16 protein-coding genes are annotated in these 16,802 nt (G+C 60.3%); 4 read left to right on the plus strand and 12 right to left on the minus strand.

The window, feature by feature from the left end; translation table 11 throughout:
• Window positions 1-58: 58 nt before the first annotated feature.
• Entirely contained in the window at window positions 59-1,351 is a 1,293-nt protein-coding gene (locus IPK09_11090) for a phosphoribosylamine--glycine ligase (GenBank protein MBK7984160.1), read from the plus strand.
• A gap of 56 nt (window positions 1,352-1,407) precedes the next feature.
• On the opposite strand, the gene IPK09_11095 is transcribed toward IPK09_11090, so the two are convergent.
• The 10 genes from IPK09_11095 to IPK09_11140 form a co-directional block, all read right to left on the minus strand.
• Window positions 1,408-1,827: a PIN domain-containing protein gene (locus IPK09_11095; GenBank protein ID MBK7984161.1), complete on the minus strand. Its 420-nt coding sequence runs from the start codon at window positions 1,825-1,827 to the stop codon at window positions 1,408-1,410.
• Window positions 1,824-2,024, minus strand: a complete 201-nt coding sequence (locus IPK09_11100; GenBank protein ID MBK7984162.1) for a type II toxin-antitoxin system VapB family antitoxin — start codon at window positions 2,022-2,024, stop codon at window positions 1,824-1,826. The genes IPK09_11095 and IPK09_11100 overlap by 4 nt, the downstream gene beginning before the upstream one ends.
• Before the next feature lie 250 nt (window positions 2,025-2,274).
• The gene (locus IPK09_11105) at window positions 2,275-2,715 is read right to left on the minus strand and encodes a DUF4263 domain-containing protein (GenBank protein MBK7984163.1); all 441 of its coding nucleotides are present in this window, start codon (window positions 2,713-2,715) and stop codon (window positions 2,275-2,277) included.
• Window positions 2,716-2,783: 68 nt separating this feature from the next.
• Complete coding sequence (locus IPK09_11110) at window positions 2,784-3,821, minus strand: IS630 family transposase (protein ID MBK7984164.1); 1,038 nt, start codon at window positions 3,819-3,821, stop codon at window positions 2,784-2,786.
• Window positions 3,822-3,837: 16 nt separating this feature from the next.
• A complete protein-coding gene (locus IPK09_11115) occupies window positions 3,838-4,050 on the minus strand; it encodes a hypothetical protein (GenBank protein ID MBK7984165.1) in 213 nt (70 codons plus the stop codon).
• A 329-nt stretch (window positions 4,051-4,379) separates the two neighbouring features.
• Window positions 4,380-4,937, minus strand: a complete 558-nt coding sequence (locus tag IPK09_11120; protein ID MBK7984166.1) for a Uma2 family endonuclease — start codon at window positions 4,935-4,937, stop codon at window positions 4,380-4,382.
• A gap of 70 nt (window positions 4,938-5,007) precedes the next feature.
• Window positions 5,008-5,793: an ABC transporter ATP-binding protein gene (locus IPK09_11125; protein ID MBK7984167.1), complete on the minus strand. Its 786-nt coding sequence runs from the start codon at window positions 5,791-5,793 to the stop codon at window positions 5,008-5,010.
• Between the two features lie 17 nt (window positions 5,794-5,810).
• On the minus strand, window positions 5,811-6,770 hold the full coding sequence (locus IPK09_11130) for a branched-chain amino acid ABC transporter permease (GenBank protein MBK7984168.1): 960 nt from the start codon (window positions 6,768-6,770) through the stop codon (window positions 5,811-5,813).
• Entirely contained in the window at window positions 6,767-7,672 is a 906-nt protein-coding gene (locus IPK09_11135) for a branched-chain amino acid ABC transporter permease (protein MBK7984169.1), read from the minus strand. Before IPK09_11135 ends, IPK09_11130 begins: the two co-directional genes overlap by 4 nt.
• 94 nt (window positions 7,673-7,766) lie before the next feature.
• Window positions 7,767-8,897: a branched-chain amino acid ABC transporter substrate-binding protein gene (locus tag IPK09_11140; GenBank protein ID MBK7984170.1), complete on the minus strand. Its 1,131-nt coding sequence runs from the start codon at window positions 8,895-8,897 to the stop codon at window positions 7,767-7,769.
• 140 nt (window positions 8,898-9,037) lie between these two features.
• Here IPK09_11140 and putA point away from each other — a divergent pair, with 140 nt between their 5' ends.
• Entirely contained in the window at window positions 9,038-12,691 is a 3,654-nt protein-coding gene (gene putA / locus IPK09_11145; protein ID MBK7984171.1) for a bifunctional proline dehydrogenase/L-glutamate gamma-semialdehyde dehydrogenase PutA, read from the plus strand.
• Here putA and ttcA read toward each other — a convergent pair.
• A complete protein-coding gene (gene ttcA / locus IPK09_11150) occupies window positions 12,671-13,576 on the minus strand; it encodes a tRNA 2-thiocytidine(32) synthetase TtcA (GenBank protein ID MBK7984172.1) in 906 nt (301 codons plus the stop codon). The two genes, putA and ttcA, sit on opposite strands and share 21 nt — an antisense overlap.
• Before the next feature lie 199 nt (window positions 13,577-13,775).
• On the opposite strand from ttcA, the gene IPK09_11155 reads away from it, so the two are divergent.
• Together IPK09_11155 and IPK09_11160 are read left to right on the plus strand one after the other, a co-directional pair.
• Window positions 13,776-13,982 carry a YdcH family protein gene (locus IPK09_11155; protein ID MBK7984173.1) on the plus strand — a complete coding sequence of 69 codons (207 nt, stop codon included), beginning with the start codon at window positions 13,776-13,778 and terminating at the stop codon, window positions 13,980-13,982.
• Between the two features lie 591 nt (window positions 13,983-14,573).
• Complete coding sequence (locus IPK09_11160; protein MBK7984174.1) at window positions 14,574-14,987, plus strand: septal ring lytic transglycosylase RlpA family protein; 414 nt, start codon at window positions 14,574-14,576, stop codon at window positions 14,985-14,987.
• Window positions 14,988-15,218: 231 nt separating this feature from the next.
• Here the strand turns inward: IPK09_11160 and gabD are convergent, their stop codons facing one another.
• The gene (gene gabD, locus IPK09_11165; protein ID MBK7984175.1) at window positions 15,219-16,667 is read right to left on the minus strand and encodes an NADP-dependent succinate-semialdehyde dehydrogenase; all 1,449 of its coding nucleotides are present in this window, start codon (window positions 16,665-16,667) and stop codon (window positions 15,219-15,221) included.
• Window positions 16,668-16,802 lie beyond the last annotated feature (135 nt).

Consider the following 16,802-nt stretch of genomic DNA (forward strand, 5'->3'; position numbering starts at 1 on the left):
GCCGCCGGCAGCCGTTCCAGCCCGCCACTTTTCATATTGATCGAACAATGGGGTTCTCATGCCTGACAAGCGTTTTCTCTTTGTGTCCTGGGATAGTCTGATCGGAGACATCGCCTGGCAGACGATCAAGGAAGGCCACGAGGTCAAGTATTACATCCAAAATTCCGACGAGCGGGAAATTGCCGACGGCTTCGTGCCTAAGACCGACGACTGGCGGCGGGAAATCGATTGGGCCGATGTCATCGTGTTCGATGACGTGCTCGGCATGGGCAGCCTGGCCGAGGAATTGCGCCGCAACGGAAAGTTGGTGGTCGGCGGCACGGCGTACACCGACCGGTTGGAGGACGATCGGGCCTTCGGCCAACAAGAGTTGCGCGCGGCCGGCGTCACCATCATCCCGCAAGAGAATTTCACCGCCTTTGATGACGCCATCGCCTACGTCAAGGCCAACCCGACCCGCTACGTCATCAAACCCAGCGGCGAGGCGCAGAACTACAAGCGGCTGCTGTTTGTGGGCGAGGAGGAGGACGGCCGCGACGTGGTTCAAGTATTGGGCGACTACAAGCGCGCCTGGGCGGACAAGATCAAGGAATTTCAGCTCCAGCGGCGGATCATGGGGGTGGAAGTCGCCACCGGGGCCTTTTTTAACGGCACCGAATTCGTTTATCCGATCTGCGTCAACTTTGAGCACAAAAAGCTGTTTCCCGGCGACATCGGCCCATCGACCGGAGAAATGGGTACCGCGATGTTCTGGAGCGAACCGAACAAAATTTTCAACGCCACCCTGAAAAAGATGGAACCGAAACTGCGGCGCGAGCGCTTCGTCGGTTACATCGACATCAACTGCATCGTCAACAGCAACGGGATTTATCCGTTGGAGTTCACTTCACGGTTCGGCTATCCAACGATTTCGATCCAGCAGGAAGGCGTGCTGCTGCCGATTTCGGAATTGCTCTACAAGCTCGCGGAAGGCTCCATCACCCGTTTTCGCGCCCGCAGCGGTTTTCAGGTCGGGGTGCGCATCGTCGTGCCGCCCTTCCCGTTCAAGGATAAGGAGACTTTCGAGAGCAGTTCCAAGGATGCGGTGATTCTGTTCAAGACGCCCTCGCGCGAGGGCATTCACATTGAGGACGTAAAGCTGTTGAACGAGGAATGGCTGGTGACCGGCACCTCAGGGGTGGCGCTAATCGTCTGCGGCATCGGCCCGACCATGAAACAAGCCCAGCGCCAAGTCTACAATCGGGTTAAAAACGTGATGATTCCGAACATGTATTTCCGCGAGGATATCGGCGATCGGTGGAACGAGGAAGATAGCGACCGGCTGCACTCGTGGGGTTATTTGCGGGCGTGAGTGTGGTTAGGAAAGGACTGTCATGCGTGATGCCCTACAGTAAGCCCCAACGAGCGTTAAGCCTGACCGTGATTGCTCCACACTGACAAAGCAATGTGCTTAGCGGCATGGTGAAAGTCGTTGTCCGTTGTCAGCAAGATCATATCGTAGCGGATACAAAGTTGAGCAATCAGCGCATCAATTGTTCCAAGCTGTACTCCAGCGCGCCGACATTTGTTCCTGAGATCGGCCGCCGCGATGTGATCCTGGAGGTCAGGCATTAGAGTAGGCAGCGTTTCAAAACGCCCGATGATGAGATCTCGTGCTTTAGGGCCAACAAAGCCTTGGAGCAATTCTTGAAGGATCAGACCGGTTGTAACGATGATGTCAGCGCCCTTGACTGCTTCGCGCAACACGCCAAGTTCAGGCAACTCTTGAGAGGGATTGTCGCGCCTAAGAGCAAGCGACCAAACGCTGGTGTCAACAAGCAGGCTCACAAGCGGGAACGCTCTGTTTTATAGTCATAGGATTCATCCCAATCGAATTGGCCCAGGAGATCCGACAAGCGGTTCTGCTCGCGGCGAGCGATAAATTCCTGTAATGCACGAGTGACAGCCGCTTTCTTGGTTTTTTCTCCACTCACTTTAAAGGCGCGTTCGAGCAGGTCAGGATCAAGTGCAAGGTTTGTAGCCATAAGATTGACTCCTACACAATATGGGATGTGGCATTTGTTGTGTTCGGCCACGTCATAACCGAAAAGTCAGAAAGACATATCGAAGCGCTGATAATCGTTATCAGCAGGTTCTTTATACAATCTACCATCTTGGTTCAGAGGCCGCTGGAGCAGCAAAACCGCAGAGAGCACCTGCAAGCGCAGCTCGCGGGCGATCTGGTTGACCGAGGGGTTGGCTATCATTCTGCCAACCATGTTTAACTTTACCTCATCATGAACTATTGCTTCTCAGGAGAGCATCATAAGTTCGGATCATAATTCTTCCGCCAGAAACTCTATTCCACGCCGCCTTGAGTTCTTGTAGCTGAGAGTCAGATTCAAACTCCCCTTCTCGACCGAGAATTAGAAAGCCACGAGGTTCCCGAAAATCTGTTAGTCCAAAATGATCTCTGAAATAACTTTGTGCGGAAATACAGTAATCCATGTATTGTAAGATCTGGCAAATTCCTTCATTAGCTACCGCACTAAATGATATGGTTTTCCGATTATCCGTGGCTCGCTTGAAAAGCTTGTCCTGTGGCCCTTTAAGCTCTGCGACGCACCAGAAGAAGCCATCAGAGTTCTTTCCTCCGAAGATGTAGTCCGGTTTGAGACCCTTGCGCTTTGGGTTTGCTCCTCCCGGATCGATTAGTTTCTGAGGGATAACCCACATTCCGTGATGCCCAAAGTTCGTGAAGTTCAAGCATTGACCAATTATTAACCCAGCAATGAAATAGGCGATTAAGCGGCGTAGTGGACGGCGGGGTGATTGAAATAGGTCATGATACGCTCTGGGGTATTGATGAGGAATTGGAGGAAGGCGTTTGCTTTGTGCCGCAAGGCCTGGGGCGTGGAGGAACGGGCCGATAACCGCAACTGGGTTTTGAAATCGCGATTGAGGTATTCGGTGGGATTGCGCTCTGGGGTATAGGGCGGCAAGTAGACTAGCTCGATTTGCTCGGCGTGTTCGCCGACCCACTCGGTGACGAGCTTCGCGTGATGGACTTTGAGGTTGTCCAGAATCAAAAAGACTTTCTGGGGCTGGTCGGCGATCAACTGGCCGAGGAATTCGAGGAACAAGGCCGCGTTCAGGGCCTGCTCGATAAAGCGGAACCGGACGAGGCCTTGGTTGCTGATGGCCGACACCAGCGCCAATCCAGACCGGCGGCTGGAGGTGGCAAGCACCGGCGTTTTCCCCTGAGGCGCATAACCGCGCACCCAATGGCCATCTTCCACCACGGCCGTCTCATCGCCCCAGTAAATCACCGCTTTCTCCGCCTTCGCTCGCGCGAGAATCGAGGGGTAAGTCTCGTCCAACCACCGTTGCACCTCGGCAGGCCGTTGTTCCAAGGCGCGCTTGAGGGGTCGTTGCGGGCTATAGCCCCACCGCGACAGATACTCGCCCACCGTCCGAATCGGCATCGCCACCCCAAACAGCGTTTCGATCAATTCCATGACCGCCCGCCGGTTCCACAGCGCAAACGGCAATCCCCGTCGCCCCGGCGTCTCGTCCACCAAAATCGAGCGCACCCGCCACTCTTGGGCCAACGTCAGCGTCCGGCCCGTCAAGTACCGCCGTCCCCGCCGCCGCGATTTCAGGCCCGCTTCTCCGTCCCGACCAAAGCGTTGGCCCCACCCGATCACCGTGCTGATATGCACCCCGACCACCCGCGCGATTTCCTTCCAGCTCCACTGCAAGTCTTCCCGCAGCCGCAGCGCCTGACGGCGCCGTTCCTCCTGCGCTTCCGGCGACAAACAACGTGCGTCGATCTTTTTCATGTCCCTCACTATACCACTATCGGCTAAATAATTGCCGGGTTAATAAGGCCGGATGCTCCCGCAGAAATACATCAGCATCCGTTTCAGTAGCACCGCTTTGGAGCAAGTTAGAAAAGGCAAGTTGAACAGCGACCTTCACAGATTTCTCTTCGACAAAGTAGTCCTGGGGCGGCCAATCCGAGGGATACGGCGGACGCTCGCCAGCGAGTTTCTTGAAGAACGTGCTCATTCGTCGATGCCCTTCAGCGCTAACGGGGCGGCGGATAAGCCGCGAGGGCGAGAAAGCCGCAGGCTTTTTCGCCTGAAGTCGGCTTGATCCGCGTGGTTGTGCGGCGCTTCGCGCCGCGCAAGCCGCGGATGCTTATCCGCCGCCCCGTTGTCGCGGGCGCGAAGCGTCCGCGACAACTAGTGATTCTATGGCTCTTCGTATCTACATATAATTTCTAAAATCAGAATCAATTATCTGATTAATATCAATTTATTTCGCTACATTATTACACCGAACACCACAGCACCGCAGCTTGCCGCAACCCTTCTAAGCAGCGACTAAAACCTGCTTCAGACCCACAAATCACCCAGCAAAAAAGTTATAGCCCCAAACGGCGGAGCACTGACCGGATCATCTTCTTGATAAACGCGCTCCAACGACCAGCGGCCCTCGTTCAACACAAATACCTCTAAAGTATGCAAATCCGGGTCGATCAGCCAAAGAAAGGGAATTTCTTGCGCGGCGTAAATCGGCATCTTAGCAGCGCGATCCACCCGCGCCGTGCTCGGCGAGAGCACCTCGCAGACCCAATCCGGCGGCAGGGTGAAATAGGCGGTCTCTGGTAATACCGGCATTCGCTCCCGTCGCCAGCCAGCCAAATCGGGAACCAGTACATGCGCACCCAAATGTAGCTCCGGCTCAAACAGAATCCACCAACCTCCTGGCCCACCCCGTCCATGCTGGAACGGGTTATAAATCTGACCACCGACCCCTGTACTCGCGGCGGCATGTTTAGGCGCGGGGCGGGGATGCGTGATCAACTGGCCATGAATGATCTCGCCCACGATATGCTCGGGCAGACCCAGCAAATCTTCGTAAGTAGCGAATTTCTGGGCAGGTATAGACATGGCGGAAACTCCCTTCGGCTATCAAACGGGCGCTGGTTATTTTGACACCCAGCGCCGCGATCCGCTGGCCCTAAACTTCGTCCTCGGTCCCTAGATACGCCTCGATCACGCGGGGATCGGCGCGCACCTGTTCGGGCGTACCCTCGGCGATCTTGCCGCCGTACTCCAGCACCACCAACTTATCGCAGGCGCGCATCACCAAACGCATGTCGTGTTCGATCAGCAAAATCGTGATGCCCCGACCTCGGATCTGCTCGATCAGCCCGATCAGCGACTCAGTTTCCTGCTCGTTCATGCCGCCAGCCGGTTCGTCCAGAATCAGCAAGCGCGGCTGCGTCGCCAGCGCGCGGGCGATTTCCAGCCGCCGCTGGTCGCCGTAAGACAGATTCTTGGCCACCGTCGCCACTTTCTGGCTCAGGCCGACGAATTCCAACTCTCCGACCGCCCGCTCGACCGCTTCCTGTTCCGCCCGACGCTGGTACGGCAAAAACCCGAGCATACCGGCAAGAATCCCGCCGCGCATCCGATAATGGCAACCGGCCAGCGCGTTTTCCAAAGCGCTCAACTGCTGGAACAGACGAATATTTTGAAAGGTCCGGGCGATGCCCAACATGATGATACGGTGCGTGGGCAAGCCGTTGAGCCGCTGGCCGGCAAAGTGAATGTCACCGTGATTCGGTTGGTAGTGGCCGGTGATGAGATTGAACACCGTGGTTTTGCCGGCCCCGTTGGGACCGATCAACCCAACCACCGATCCGGCCTCGACCGCGAACGACACGCTGTCGACCGCCGTCAGGCCGCCGAAGGATTTGGTCACCTCACCCAACGTCAGCAGGGACCGCTCCGCGCGCTCCATTATCGGCTCAGCCGCCTTCATGGCCCGAGCGCCTTACCCGACACGTCCAGCCACTTCTGGCGTCCCCGCGCCGGCCACAAGCCTTGCGGCCTAACCACCATCATCACCATCATCACCAAGCCAAATACCAGCATCCGCGCGCCGGCGAATTCCCGGAACAGCTCCGGCAAGCCGACCACCAGGAACGCCGCCAACAACACGCCCGGAATGCTGCCGGCCCCGCCCAGAATCACGATCATGAACAGCACCACCGACTCCCAAAAGCTGAACGATTCCGGCGAGATGATCGTCATCTTGGCGGCGAACAGCGTGCCGGCCATCCCCGCCCAGGCCGCGCCCAGCCCGAACACCACCAGCTTGTAATACGCGGTATTGATGCCGCTGCCTTCCGCCGCCACCTCATCTTCCCGCAGAAAATTGAGCGCCCGCCCGAACCGCGACTGCTTGAGCCGCAGAAACAGGAAAATGGTCAGCGCCACGAAACCCCAAATCAGATAAAAGAACTGTTCGGGACGGCGGATGACCAAACCGAACAACCGGGGCCGACCGATGCCGAAGATGCCGTTGGCTCCGCCGGTGATGCCGAACACGTCGTTCACCAGCGCGATACGGACGATTTCGCCGACGCCGATGGTGACGATCAGCAGATAATCGCCGCGCAGATGCACCACCGGCCGCGCCACCGCCAGCGCGAACGCGCCAGCCGCCGCGCCGCTCAGTGGCAAGGTCCACAGAATCGGAATCTGGTAGCGGGTGTTGAGAATGGCGGCGGTGTAAGCCCCCATCGCATAAAAGGCGGCATGGCCCATGTTGAACAGCCCCGCCTCGCCCAAAATCAGGTTCAAGCCGAGCGCCAGCAGCGCGTACAGACCGATGCTGTTGAGCACATCGACCTGATAGGCATTGAGGAATAGCGGCGCGACAGCCATCGCCGCGGCGAACAGCCCCGCTCCCAACACATCGACGCGCGGCTTCATACCTTGTCCGCCACCCGTTCGCCCAGCAATCCGGTCGGCCGGACGATCAGGATGAGAATCAACACACAGAAGGCGATTGCGTCCTTCCAGGCGATCGAGATATAGGCCGCGCCGAGCGCCTCGATCACCCCCAATAGCAAACCGCCCACCATCGCGCCGGGAATGTTGCCGATACCGCCCAGAATCGCGGCGGTAAAGGCTTTCATCCCGTAAATCCAGCCCATGGTGAAATTGATCTGGCCGTAGTACAAACCCACCATCAGCCCGGCCGCGCCACCCAACGCCGGCCCCACCAGAAACACCAACATGATGACCCGATTTACGTCGATGCCCATCAAGCGCGCCGCGTCCTGATCGATGGCGGCGGCGCGGATCGCCGTGCCGATCTTGGTTTTCTGGATGAACAGGTAAAGCCCCACCATCATCAACACCGAAACCAGCACGATCAGCACCCGCATCAGCGGCAGGTACAAACCGAAAATATTCAGCGTCGCGGCGGGCAGGATATTGTCGGGATAGACCTGAAAGCGGGGGCCGTAAATCAGCATCAGGGTGTTTTGCAAAAAAATCGATGCCCCCAGCGCCGACACCACCGCCGACAGCCGGGGCGATTGCCGCAGGGGCCGATAGGCGGCCCGCTCCAGGATCGCGCCCAGCACCGCCACCAGACCCATCACCATCAGCGCCAGCACCAATACGCCCATCGCGAAGCCCAGCCGGTCGGTCAAGGCCAACGAGGTCAGCAGGGTCAGCCCGAGATAAGCGCCGTAAGTAAACAGATCGCCGTGGGCGAAATTGATGAGCTTGAGCACGCCATAGACCATGGTGTAGCCCAAGGCGATCAGGGCGTAGATGCCGCCCACGGCCAGGCCGTTGGTCAACTGCTGGAAAAATTCTTCCACGGAGATCGGGATTCAGGCTGAAGGGAAGGAAGGCCGGCTGGCCTGTAGCGAAGACGTGGCGGCTCGCTCCTTTTGGCGCGAGCCGCCTGTCGTTTTAGAGTTTCTGCAACACGAATTTCCCGTCGCCGCCCACCTTGTAAACCCGGTAGACCTCACCTTCGCGGTCACCCTTGGCATCGAAGGAAATCGGGCCGCTCAAGCCGGAGAAATTCTTGAGATCCTTGTGCAGATAGCCGGCGATCTTGTCGCCGTCGGTGGATTTGGCGCCCGCGATGCCGGCCACCAGCACCCGGAAGCCGTCACCCGCCAGCACCGCCCAGATCGAGGGTGGCAATTCGTTATATTTCTTTTGATAGTCGGTCAGGAAGTTCTTGGCGTCCGCCGTGTCCAGATCCTGCGGTTGCGGCGGGCTGAGGAAATAGTAGCCTTCGGCCGCTTCCTTACCGGCGATCTTGACCAGATCGGCGTTATTGGTGGCGTCGCCGCCGATGAACGGCACCTTCCAGTTCATGTCTTTCTTTTGCCGCAACAGCAAACCGGCTTCGGGAAAATAGCCGGTGAACAGCACCACCTCGGGATTGGCGCCCTTGAGCTTGGTCAGGATGGTCGTATAGTCGCGTTCGCCGGGCGTCAGCGCATCGAAGAACACCACCTCCGTTCCCTTCTTTTTCAGCAGGGCGTTGGCTTCGTCCGCCAAGCCCTTGGCGTAGGAGGTGCTGTCGTGCAGGATGGCGACTTTCTTGAAACCCAGCTTGCCGATGGTCTGCGCCGCCATCCGGCCCTGTTCGTCGTCGCGCGGCGCGGTGCGGAAGAAGCGCTTGAAGCTTTTTTCGGTCAGGCGGATGGCGGTGGAACCGTTGGCGATTTGCGGGATGCCGGCTTCGTCGTAGATCGTTTGACTGGCTTCGGTGACCGATGAGCCGTAGGTGCCGACGACCGCCGCGACGCCCTGCGTGGTCAAGCGCTGCGCGGCCAGCGAGGCGGTGCGCGGGTCGCCGCCGTCGTCCTCGGTCACGACCTCGATTTTCTTGCCCAACATGCCGCCCTTGGCGTTTTGCTGCTCGGCCAGCAGGTCGACGATTTTTTTCATGCCCTGACCTTCGCTGGCCCACGAACCGGTCAGGGGCGCCATCAAGCCGATCTTGACGGTATCGGCCGCCTGTCCGGCGGTAACGCTCAGGGCCAGCCCCAACGCCGCGGCCACTGCCAACAGTTTCTGTTTCATGATGCGAGCTCCTCGTTTGGCGGAAAGCCGGCGGGTTTTCTCAGATAGAGCCGGCGCTGTTTTAATAGCGCAACAATAGCAGCCCGGCCGAAAAAGCGCCAAACTTGCCGTGCAGGTTTCACTAAAAAGGGTGCCTTGGGATGAACCACGCCGATCCTCGCGTCGCTCTGGCCGCCAGCCGCGCGGCGATCACTCACGCTTATCGCGCCGATGAAGCGGCTTGCGTCGCCGACCTGGTGCAAGAGATGCAAGCCATCGCGCCCGATTCGGCCGCCGTCGCGGCGCGCGCCACTCACTTGGTCGCCGCCGTCCGCCACCAGCGCCAGGGTGCGAGCGGGGTGGACAACCTGATGCACGAATTTTCCCTGTCCAGCCAGGAAGGCATCGCGCTGATGTGTTTGGCCGAGGCGCTGTTGCGCATTCCCGACGACGCCACGGTCGATCGGCTGATCCGCGACAAGATCAGCACGGGCGACTGGCGCTCGCACCTGGGCCACAGCGAGTCGTTGTTCGTCAACGCCGCGACCTGGGGTCTGATGATCACCGGCCGGCTGGTGGCCACCCGCCGGGAAGCCTCGCTCGGTAACGCGCTGACCCGGCTGATCGCCCGTGGCGGCGAGCCGTTGATCCGACTCGGGGTCGAATTCGCCATGACCTTGCTGGGCCAGCAGTTCGTCATGGGCGAAACCATCGAAGCCGCCCTGGCTCGCAGCCAGGAGAACATCCGCAAAGGTTACAGCCACTCCTTCGATATGCTGGGCGAAGCGGCGCTGACCGACGCGGACGCCGAGCGCTATTTCCGCGCCTACCAGCAAGCCATCCACGCCATTGGCCGCTCCGCCGGCCAGGGAGTGTTTCGAGGGTCGGGTATTTCGGTCAAGCTGTCGGCCTTGCACCCCCGTTACAGCCGCGCCCAGCGGGAGCGGGTGCTGGCCGAACTGTACCCGCGCCTTCTGGCGCTGGCGACGCAGGCCCGCACTTATGACATCGGTTTCAACATCGACTCCGAAGAAGCGGATCGCCTGGAACTGTCCCAGGATTTGCTCGACCGCTTGGCGTTCGCGCCTGAGTTGAGTGGCTGGGACGGCTTGGCGATTGCGGTTCAAGCGTATCAGAAGCGCGCCTTGCCGCTGATCGAGCACTTGATTGCGCTCGCTCGCGCCAGCGGCCGCCGCCTGATGGTGCGTCTGGTCAAAGGTGCTTATTGGGACAGCGAAATCAAGCGCGCGCAAGTCGATGGGTTGGAAGGTTATCCGGTCTATACCCGCAAGCCCCACACCGATCTTTGCTATCTGGTCGGCGCCCGCCGCTTGCTGGCCGCCGCCGATCTGATCTACCCGCAATTCGCGACCCACAACGCTCATACGCTGGCGGCGGTCGAACGGATGGCCGCCGATCTCGGCGTCACCGACTATGAGTTCCAATGCCTGCACGGCATGGGTGAAACCTTGTACGACAACGTGGTGGACGGCGATCCACCTGGCGTCCGCTGTCGCATCTACGCTCCGGTCGGCCGCCATGAAACCTTGTTGCCCTATCTGGTGCGGCGGCTCTTGGAAAATGGCGCTAACAGCTCCTTCGTCAATCGGCTGGTCGATGAGAGCGTACCGATCGAGGACTTGGTGGTCGATCCCCTGGCTTTGGCTCTAAAAACCGCCGGCGCGCCCCATCCCGCCATTCCGCTGCCCGGCAACCTCTACGGCGACGAGCGCCTCAATTCGGCCGGACTGGATCTCGCCAACGACCGCGTTCTGGAGCAATTGTCCGCCGGTCTGGAACGGCTGAAAGACGCGCGCTGGCAAGCCGGGCCGCTCCTCGCTGACGGTGAGGGCGAAGGCGAAGTCGAGAGCACGATCCTCAACCCCGCCGATCATGGCGATGCGGTCGGCACGGTGCGGGAAGCGTCGCCGGCCGATATCGAGCGCGCGCTGGCAACCGCCGCCGGCTACGCCGAAACCTGGCACCAGCACCCGCCCGCCGAGCGGGCGCGTTTGTTGCGTCGGACCGCCTATCTGCTGGAAACCCATCGCCCCGAACTCATCAGCCTGTGCGTTCGGGAAGCGGGTAAAACCTGGTCCAACGCCGTGGCGGAAATTCGAGAGGCCGTGGATTTCTGCCGCTATTACGCTCTGCAAGCCGAGCGTTTGGCGGATGCCGCCAATCGAGCGCCGGGCGTGGTGGCGTGCATCAGTCCCTGGAATTTTCCGCTAGCCATTTTTATCGGTCAGGTCGCCGCCGCACTGGCGGCCGGCAGCCCGGTGCTGGCCAAGCCGGCCGAGCAAACCCCGCTGATCGCCGCCCAAGCCGTGCGCTGGCTGCATGAGGCCGGCATCCCGCCCGCCGCCTTACAACTCCTGCCTGGTCGGGGTGAGACCGTCGGCGCGGCGCTGACTCAGGATGCGCGGGTGCGCGGCGTCATCTTCACCGGCTCGCTGGAGGTCGCCCAACGGATCGACCGCGCGCTGGCCGCTCGCGACCCCGAACTACCGGAGACCCGGCTGATCGCCGAGACCGGCGGCCAAAATGCGATGATCGTGGACTCCTCAGCCCTGGCGGAACAAGTGGTGCAGGATGTGATCGCTTCCGGCTTCGACAGCGCCGGCCAGCGCTGCTCGGCGCTGCGCGTGCTCTGCCTGCAAGACGATATCGCCGATCACTTGCTGACTTTACTGCGCGCCGCCCTGCGAGAACTGAAGATCGGCAACCCCGCCGAACTCGCCACCGATATCGGCCCGGTCATCGACGCGGCGGCCAAACACAGCCTTGACGAGCACATTGCCGCCATGGCGAAAGCCGGCCATGCGATCCACCAGTGCGAGCTGCCGGCCGCTTGCGCCGGCGGAACCTTCGTGCCGCCGACACTCGTCGAAATCGACCGATTGGACGGGCTTCAGCGGGAAGTATTCGGCCCCATCGTGCATGTCCTGCGTTATTCCAGCGAGCGCCTGGATGAGATGGTGGACGCCATCAACGCGACCGGTTACGGCCTTACTTTCGGCGCGCACAGCCGGATCGACGAGACCATCCGCCGGCTGGTGAGCCGGATCAAGGCCGGCAACCTCTACATCAACCGCAATATGATCGGGGCCGTGGTCGGGGTCCAGCCCTTCGGTGGTGAAGGCCGATCCGGCACCGGCCCCAAAGCTGGCGGCCCTTTCTATTTGCCGCGCCTGTTGGAACTCGCCAATCCCGCACTGGAAACGCTCGGCCTGCAACGGGATGTCGAAGCGGACCCACGGCTGGCCGCCTTTGAGGCGCTGACCGCCTGGAGCCATCGTCAAGGACTGCGCGATCTGGCCTTGGCCTGCGCCGAATACGCCACCGCCACGCCGCTCTGCTGCCGCACCGCGCTGCCCGGCCCCACCGGCGAGGAGAACACCCTCTACTTCGCGCCGCGCGGCGAGGTGCTCTGCCAAGCAGCCAGCGAAGGCGCCTCGCTCGAACAACTGGCGGCTGTGCTAGCGACCGGAAACACCCCAGTGCTCGCCGGTCCTTCTGCAACAGCCACCATGATGGCCCGGCTGCCGGCGGACGTTCAGGCAGCGATCAAGCGCCTACCGACCGGCAAGGCGGCGAAGCCAGACGCCATCCTGTTCGACGGCGACCGGCGCGCCTTAGCGGAGCTTCGCCAGCGCATCGCCGCCCAGGAGGGCCCGCTGATACCCACCATCACCGCCGGATCGGGCATCGGCCGCTATCCGCTTTACCGATTGCTGCACGAGCGGGTAACAAGCATCAACACCGCAGCGGCGGGCGGCAACACCTCGTTGCTGTCACTGACCGATTCCAGCTAACGCTATCGCTGGCCGCTCATCGGCCGCATCCCCCGCATCCTCCGCATCCTCCCGCCCGCCGATCAGCCAGTCCGGCGACTGTCCGCCATTGTGTGCCCCCAGCCCGGCGAAATCGAACAGCGCGGTATCGGCCAGATGCGAGGGCGCCACGTTTTGCAGCGCCGCGAAGATGTTTTCCACCCGCCCCGGAAACTGCCGCTCCCACTGCCGCAACATCAGTTTGATGGCTTGCCGTTGCAGGTTGTCCTGCGAACCGCACAAGTTGCAAGGAATGATCGGAAACTGGCGGATCTCCGCATAGGCTTGCAGATCGCTTTCCTGGCAGTAAGCGAGCGGGCGGATCACCACGTGCCGGCCGTCGTCGCTGAGCAGCTTGGGCGGCATCGCCTTGAGCTTGCCGCCGTGAAACAGATTCAGAAACAGGGTTTCCATGATGTCGTCGCGGTGGTGGCCCAGCGCAATTTTGGTCATGCCGCGTTCGGCCGCGAAGCTATACAGCACACCCCGCCGCAACCGCGAGCACAACCCACAGGTGGTTTTTCCCTCCGGGATGACCCGCTTGACGACGCTGTAAGTATCTTGCTCGATGATGTGAAACGGGATGCCGATACCTCGCAAATAGTCCGGCAGCACCTGTTTGGGAAAGCCCGGCTGTTTCTGATCGAGATTGACCGCGATCAACTCAAAGCGCACCGGCGCGCGCAGTTGCAGGTTGCGCAGGATATCGAGCATGGCGAAAGAATCCTTGCCGCCGGACAGACAGACCATGATGCGGTCGCCGTCCTCGATCATGTTGAAATCCTGAATCGCCCGGCCGACATTGCGCCGCAACCGCTTTTGCAGCTTGTTGAAATTCACTTGTTGTTTTTTAAACGCCACCGTCATCGCCAGCCCCTTGGAACGCCTTGTCGCGGCGGTAAACTTTAGTGGAAATTCGGACGATTCGCGCCCTATTTCCCAGCTTGCCGGACGCCGATCTGGAGACTAGACTCCCGGTTAGGAACACCGTTCACTTCGCCCCACGGAAACTCGCCCGTTTCCGACCATCGCCCTATCGGATTACCCAACTTCAGGAGAGCTCACCATGGAGACCAGCGATATCGAACATTACAAACATCGGCTCGTCGAGCTGCGCGTCGAGCACCGCGACCTTGACGATGTCATCAACCGTCTGGCAAAGGACCCTTTGGTTGACGAACTGGAACTGAAACGCCTGAAAAAGCGCAAGTTGATGCTCAAGGACATGATCGCCCATCTTGAAAGCAAAGTCATTCCCGACCTCAACGCCTGACCCCGCCGTCAAATAGGGAGCCGCCCGATCCACCGATCCGCGGCGGCTCCCATCGTCCGGGTACGCCGCCGGCCGGACGCGCCCCGCTCCGTCCGACCCGCCTGAAATCCAGCGCCCCTTTTAACCCAGCGACCCTCGCACGATGTGTCGCGGCCATCGGAATATCTGGTCCGCGACCCTGAATCGCGCATCGGCGCTAGCGTCGTCCGCTGCTTTTCCTTTCAAAAACCCTCATCCATGACCGGTCGCTTCCCTAGCCTATTTTGGACGGGTTCGCCAGGAATTAAAGCAAAAAGCTAACCTGCTGATTTTCATGATCGTTCCCGAGACGAATCACACTTATTTTCAACATATTGATTGATATATTTAAATTTAAATGATAGCTTTGAAAAAGCTGTAAACTGAGAGCAATTTAATTAATTTATTGATTTTTAAAGATAAATATTAATTCGATGGAATCGGATAATTCAATAAAAATCAATATATTAGACAAAAATCCCTTAGCTCCTATTTTCTTTTGATCGGACTTGGAAAGCGTTGGTTGCCGGGCAACCCGGATTTTCCATCCGAAAGAATCAAGTAGAGGTAAGTATGAATTTAGATCACATCGATAACTCACGACCGCGCAAGGGGCCGAGGCGCTTCTCTCGGGTCTTGATGATGGCTGCCTTGGCGTTAGCGTTCGCCGCTCCCCAATACGCCGGCGCGCGAGGCGCCCAAGTGGGTAAAGCGTCTTGGTATGGGCCTGGTTTTCACGGCAAAAAAACCGCCAGCGGGGTCCGCTTCAATCAAAACAGTCTGACGGCGGCTCACCGAAGCTTACCGCTCGGGACCAGAGCGAGAGTGACCAACCTCACCAACGGCCGGAAGGTCGATGTGACAATCAATGACCGTGGCCCCTATATAGGAGGCCGAGTGATCGATCTCTCGCGCGCCGCCGCCACCAGATTGGCCATGAATACCAGCGGTGTAGCCCGCGTCAGGATCGAGCCGATGGGGCGTTGATTCTCCTTCCAAAAATCCCGTTGCGCCGGACTCGGGCAACGGGATTTTTTTCGCCTACCAAACCACACGCCGCCTCCGGCTTGGCATTCCGCGCCTGCTCCAGGCCCACCCACAAAACCCAATGGGCCCACGTCTTTCCGGCTGCGTCCGACGCTTGCCGCACGGGTAGCCGCCCGCTGGAATCCCAAAGGATGCCTCAGCCCACTGGGTAACGTCGCCGCTGTCCAGGCTTTAAATCCCGGCCATATTGATGTATTTGATGACCAGATAATCTTCGATGCCGTAGTGCGAACCCTCGCGGCCGATCCCCGATTGCTTGACGCCACCGAAGGGCGCGACCTCGTTGGAAATCAAGCCGGTGTTGACGCCGACCATGCCGTATTCGAGCCGCTCGGCCACCCGCCAGACCCGGCCCACATCGCGGGCGTAGAAATAACTGGCCAAACCGAATTCGGTGTCGTTAGCCATGGCCACTACCTCATCCTCGGTCTCGAAGCGAAACAGTGGCGCCAGCGGGCCGAAGGTCTCCTCGCGCGCCACCCGCATGTCGCGGGTCACGTCGGCCAGCACGGTCGGCTCGAAGAACGAACCACCCAAGGCGTGCCGCCTGCCCCCGGTCAATACGCGCGCGCCCCTGGCGGTGGCATCACTGATGTGCTCTTCCACTTTTCGCACCGCCTTGTCGTCGATCAGCGGGCCGATGCGCACGCCCTCGGCGCTGCCGTCGCCGACGTTGAGCGTCTTGACCGCCGCGACTAGTTTCTCGGCAAATGCGTCGTAGACCTTCGCCTGCGCGTACAGCCGGTTGGCGCAGACGCAGGTCTGGCCGGCATTGCGGTATTTTGAGATCAAAGCGCCCTCGACCGCCGCGTCCAAATCGGCGTCGTCGAACACGATGAACGGCGCGTTGCCGCCGAGTTCCATCGACACTTTCTTGACGGTGGAGGCGGTCTGCGCCATCAGCACCCGGCCGATTTCGGTGGAGCCGGTGAAAGTCAGCTTGCGCACGCTGGGGTGGGTGCACAGTTCGGCGCCGATCTCGCCGGCCGAGCCGGTCACGACTGACAGCACGCCGGGTGGAATCCCGGCCCGTTCGGCCAGCGCGGCCAGCGCCAGCGCCGACAGCGGCGTTTGCGAGGCCGGTTTGACCACCATGGTGCAGCCGGCGGCGAGCGCCGGCCCGGCCTTGCGGGCGATCATCGCCGCCGGAAAATTCCACGGGGTGATCGCCGCGCACACGCCGATCGGCTCCTTGATGACCACGATGCGCTGGCTGGCCACCGGCGCGGGGATGGTGTCGCCGTAAAGGCGCTTGCCTTCCTCGGCAAACCATTCGATGAACGAGCCGGCATAGGCGATTTCGCCGCGCGATTCGGCCAGCGGTTTGCCCTGCTCGGCGGTCATGAGCCGCGCCAGATCCTCTTGGTTGGCCATGATCAGCTCGAACCATTGACGCAGCAGCGCCGCGCGTTCCTTGGCCGTTTTCGCCCGCCAGGCCGGCCAGGCCCGCGCGGCGGCTTCGATGGCCTCGCGCGTTTCCGCCGCTCCGAACTTGGGTACCGTCGCCAGCAACTCGCCGTTAGCCGGGTTGGTCACTTCGATCTTGGCCGCGCCGTCGCGCCATTGGCCGTCGATAAAGCAGTGCTGCCGCAGCAGCGAAGAGTCGGTCAGGTCGAGCATTTCGGAGTCTCCAGATCGTGAGTCGGACGACACAAAGCATTGGACCATTGAACGGCCTGCAAACAGGCGGCGCGCGGTCGAAGGTGCCAGCACCGTAATACCCTCGCCAGCAAAGCTCCCGCAAGCGTGTGGCTA

This window comes from Candidatus Competibacteraceae bacterium, from assembly GCA_016713505.1.
GTDB lineage: Bacteria > Pseudomonadota > Gammaproteobacteria > Competibacterales > Competibacteraceae > Competibacter_A.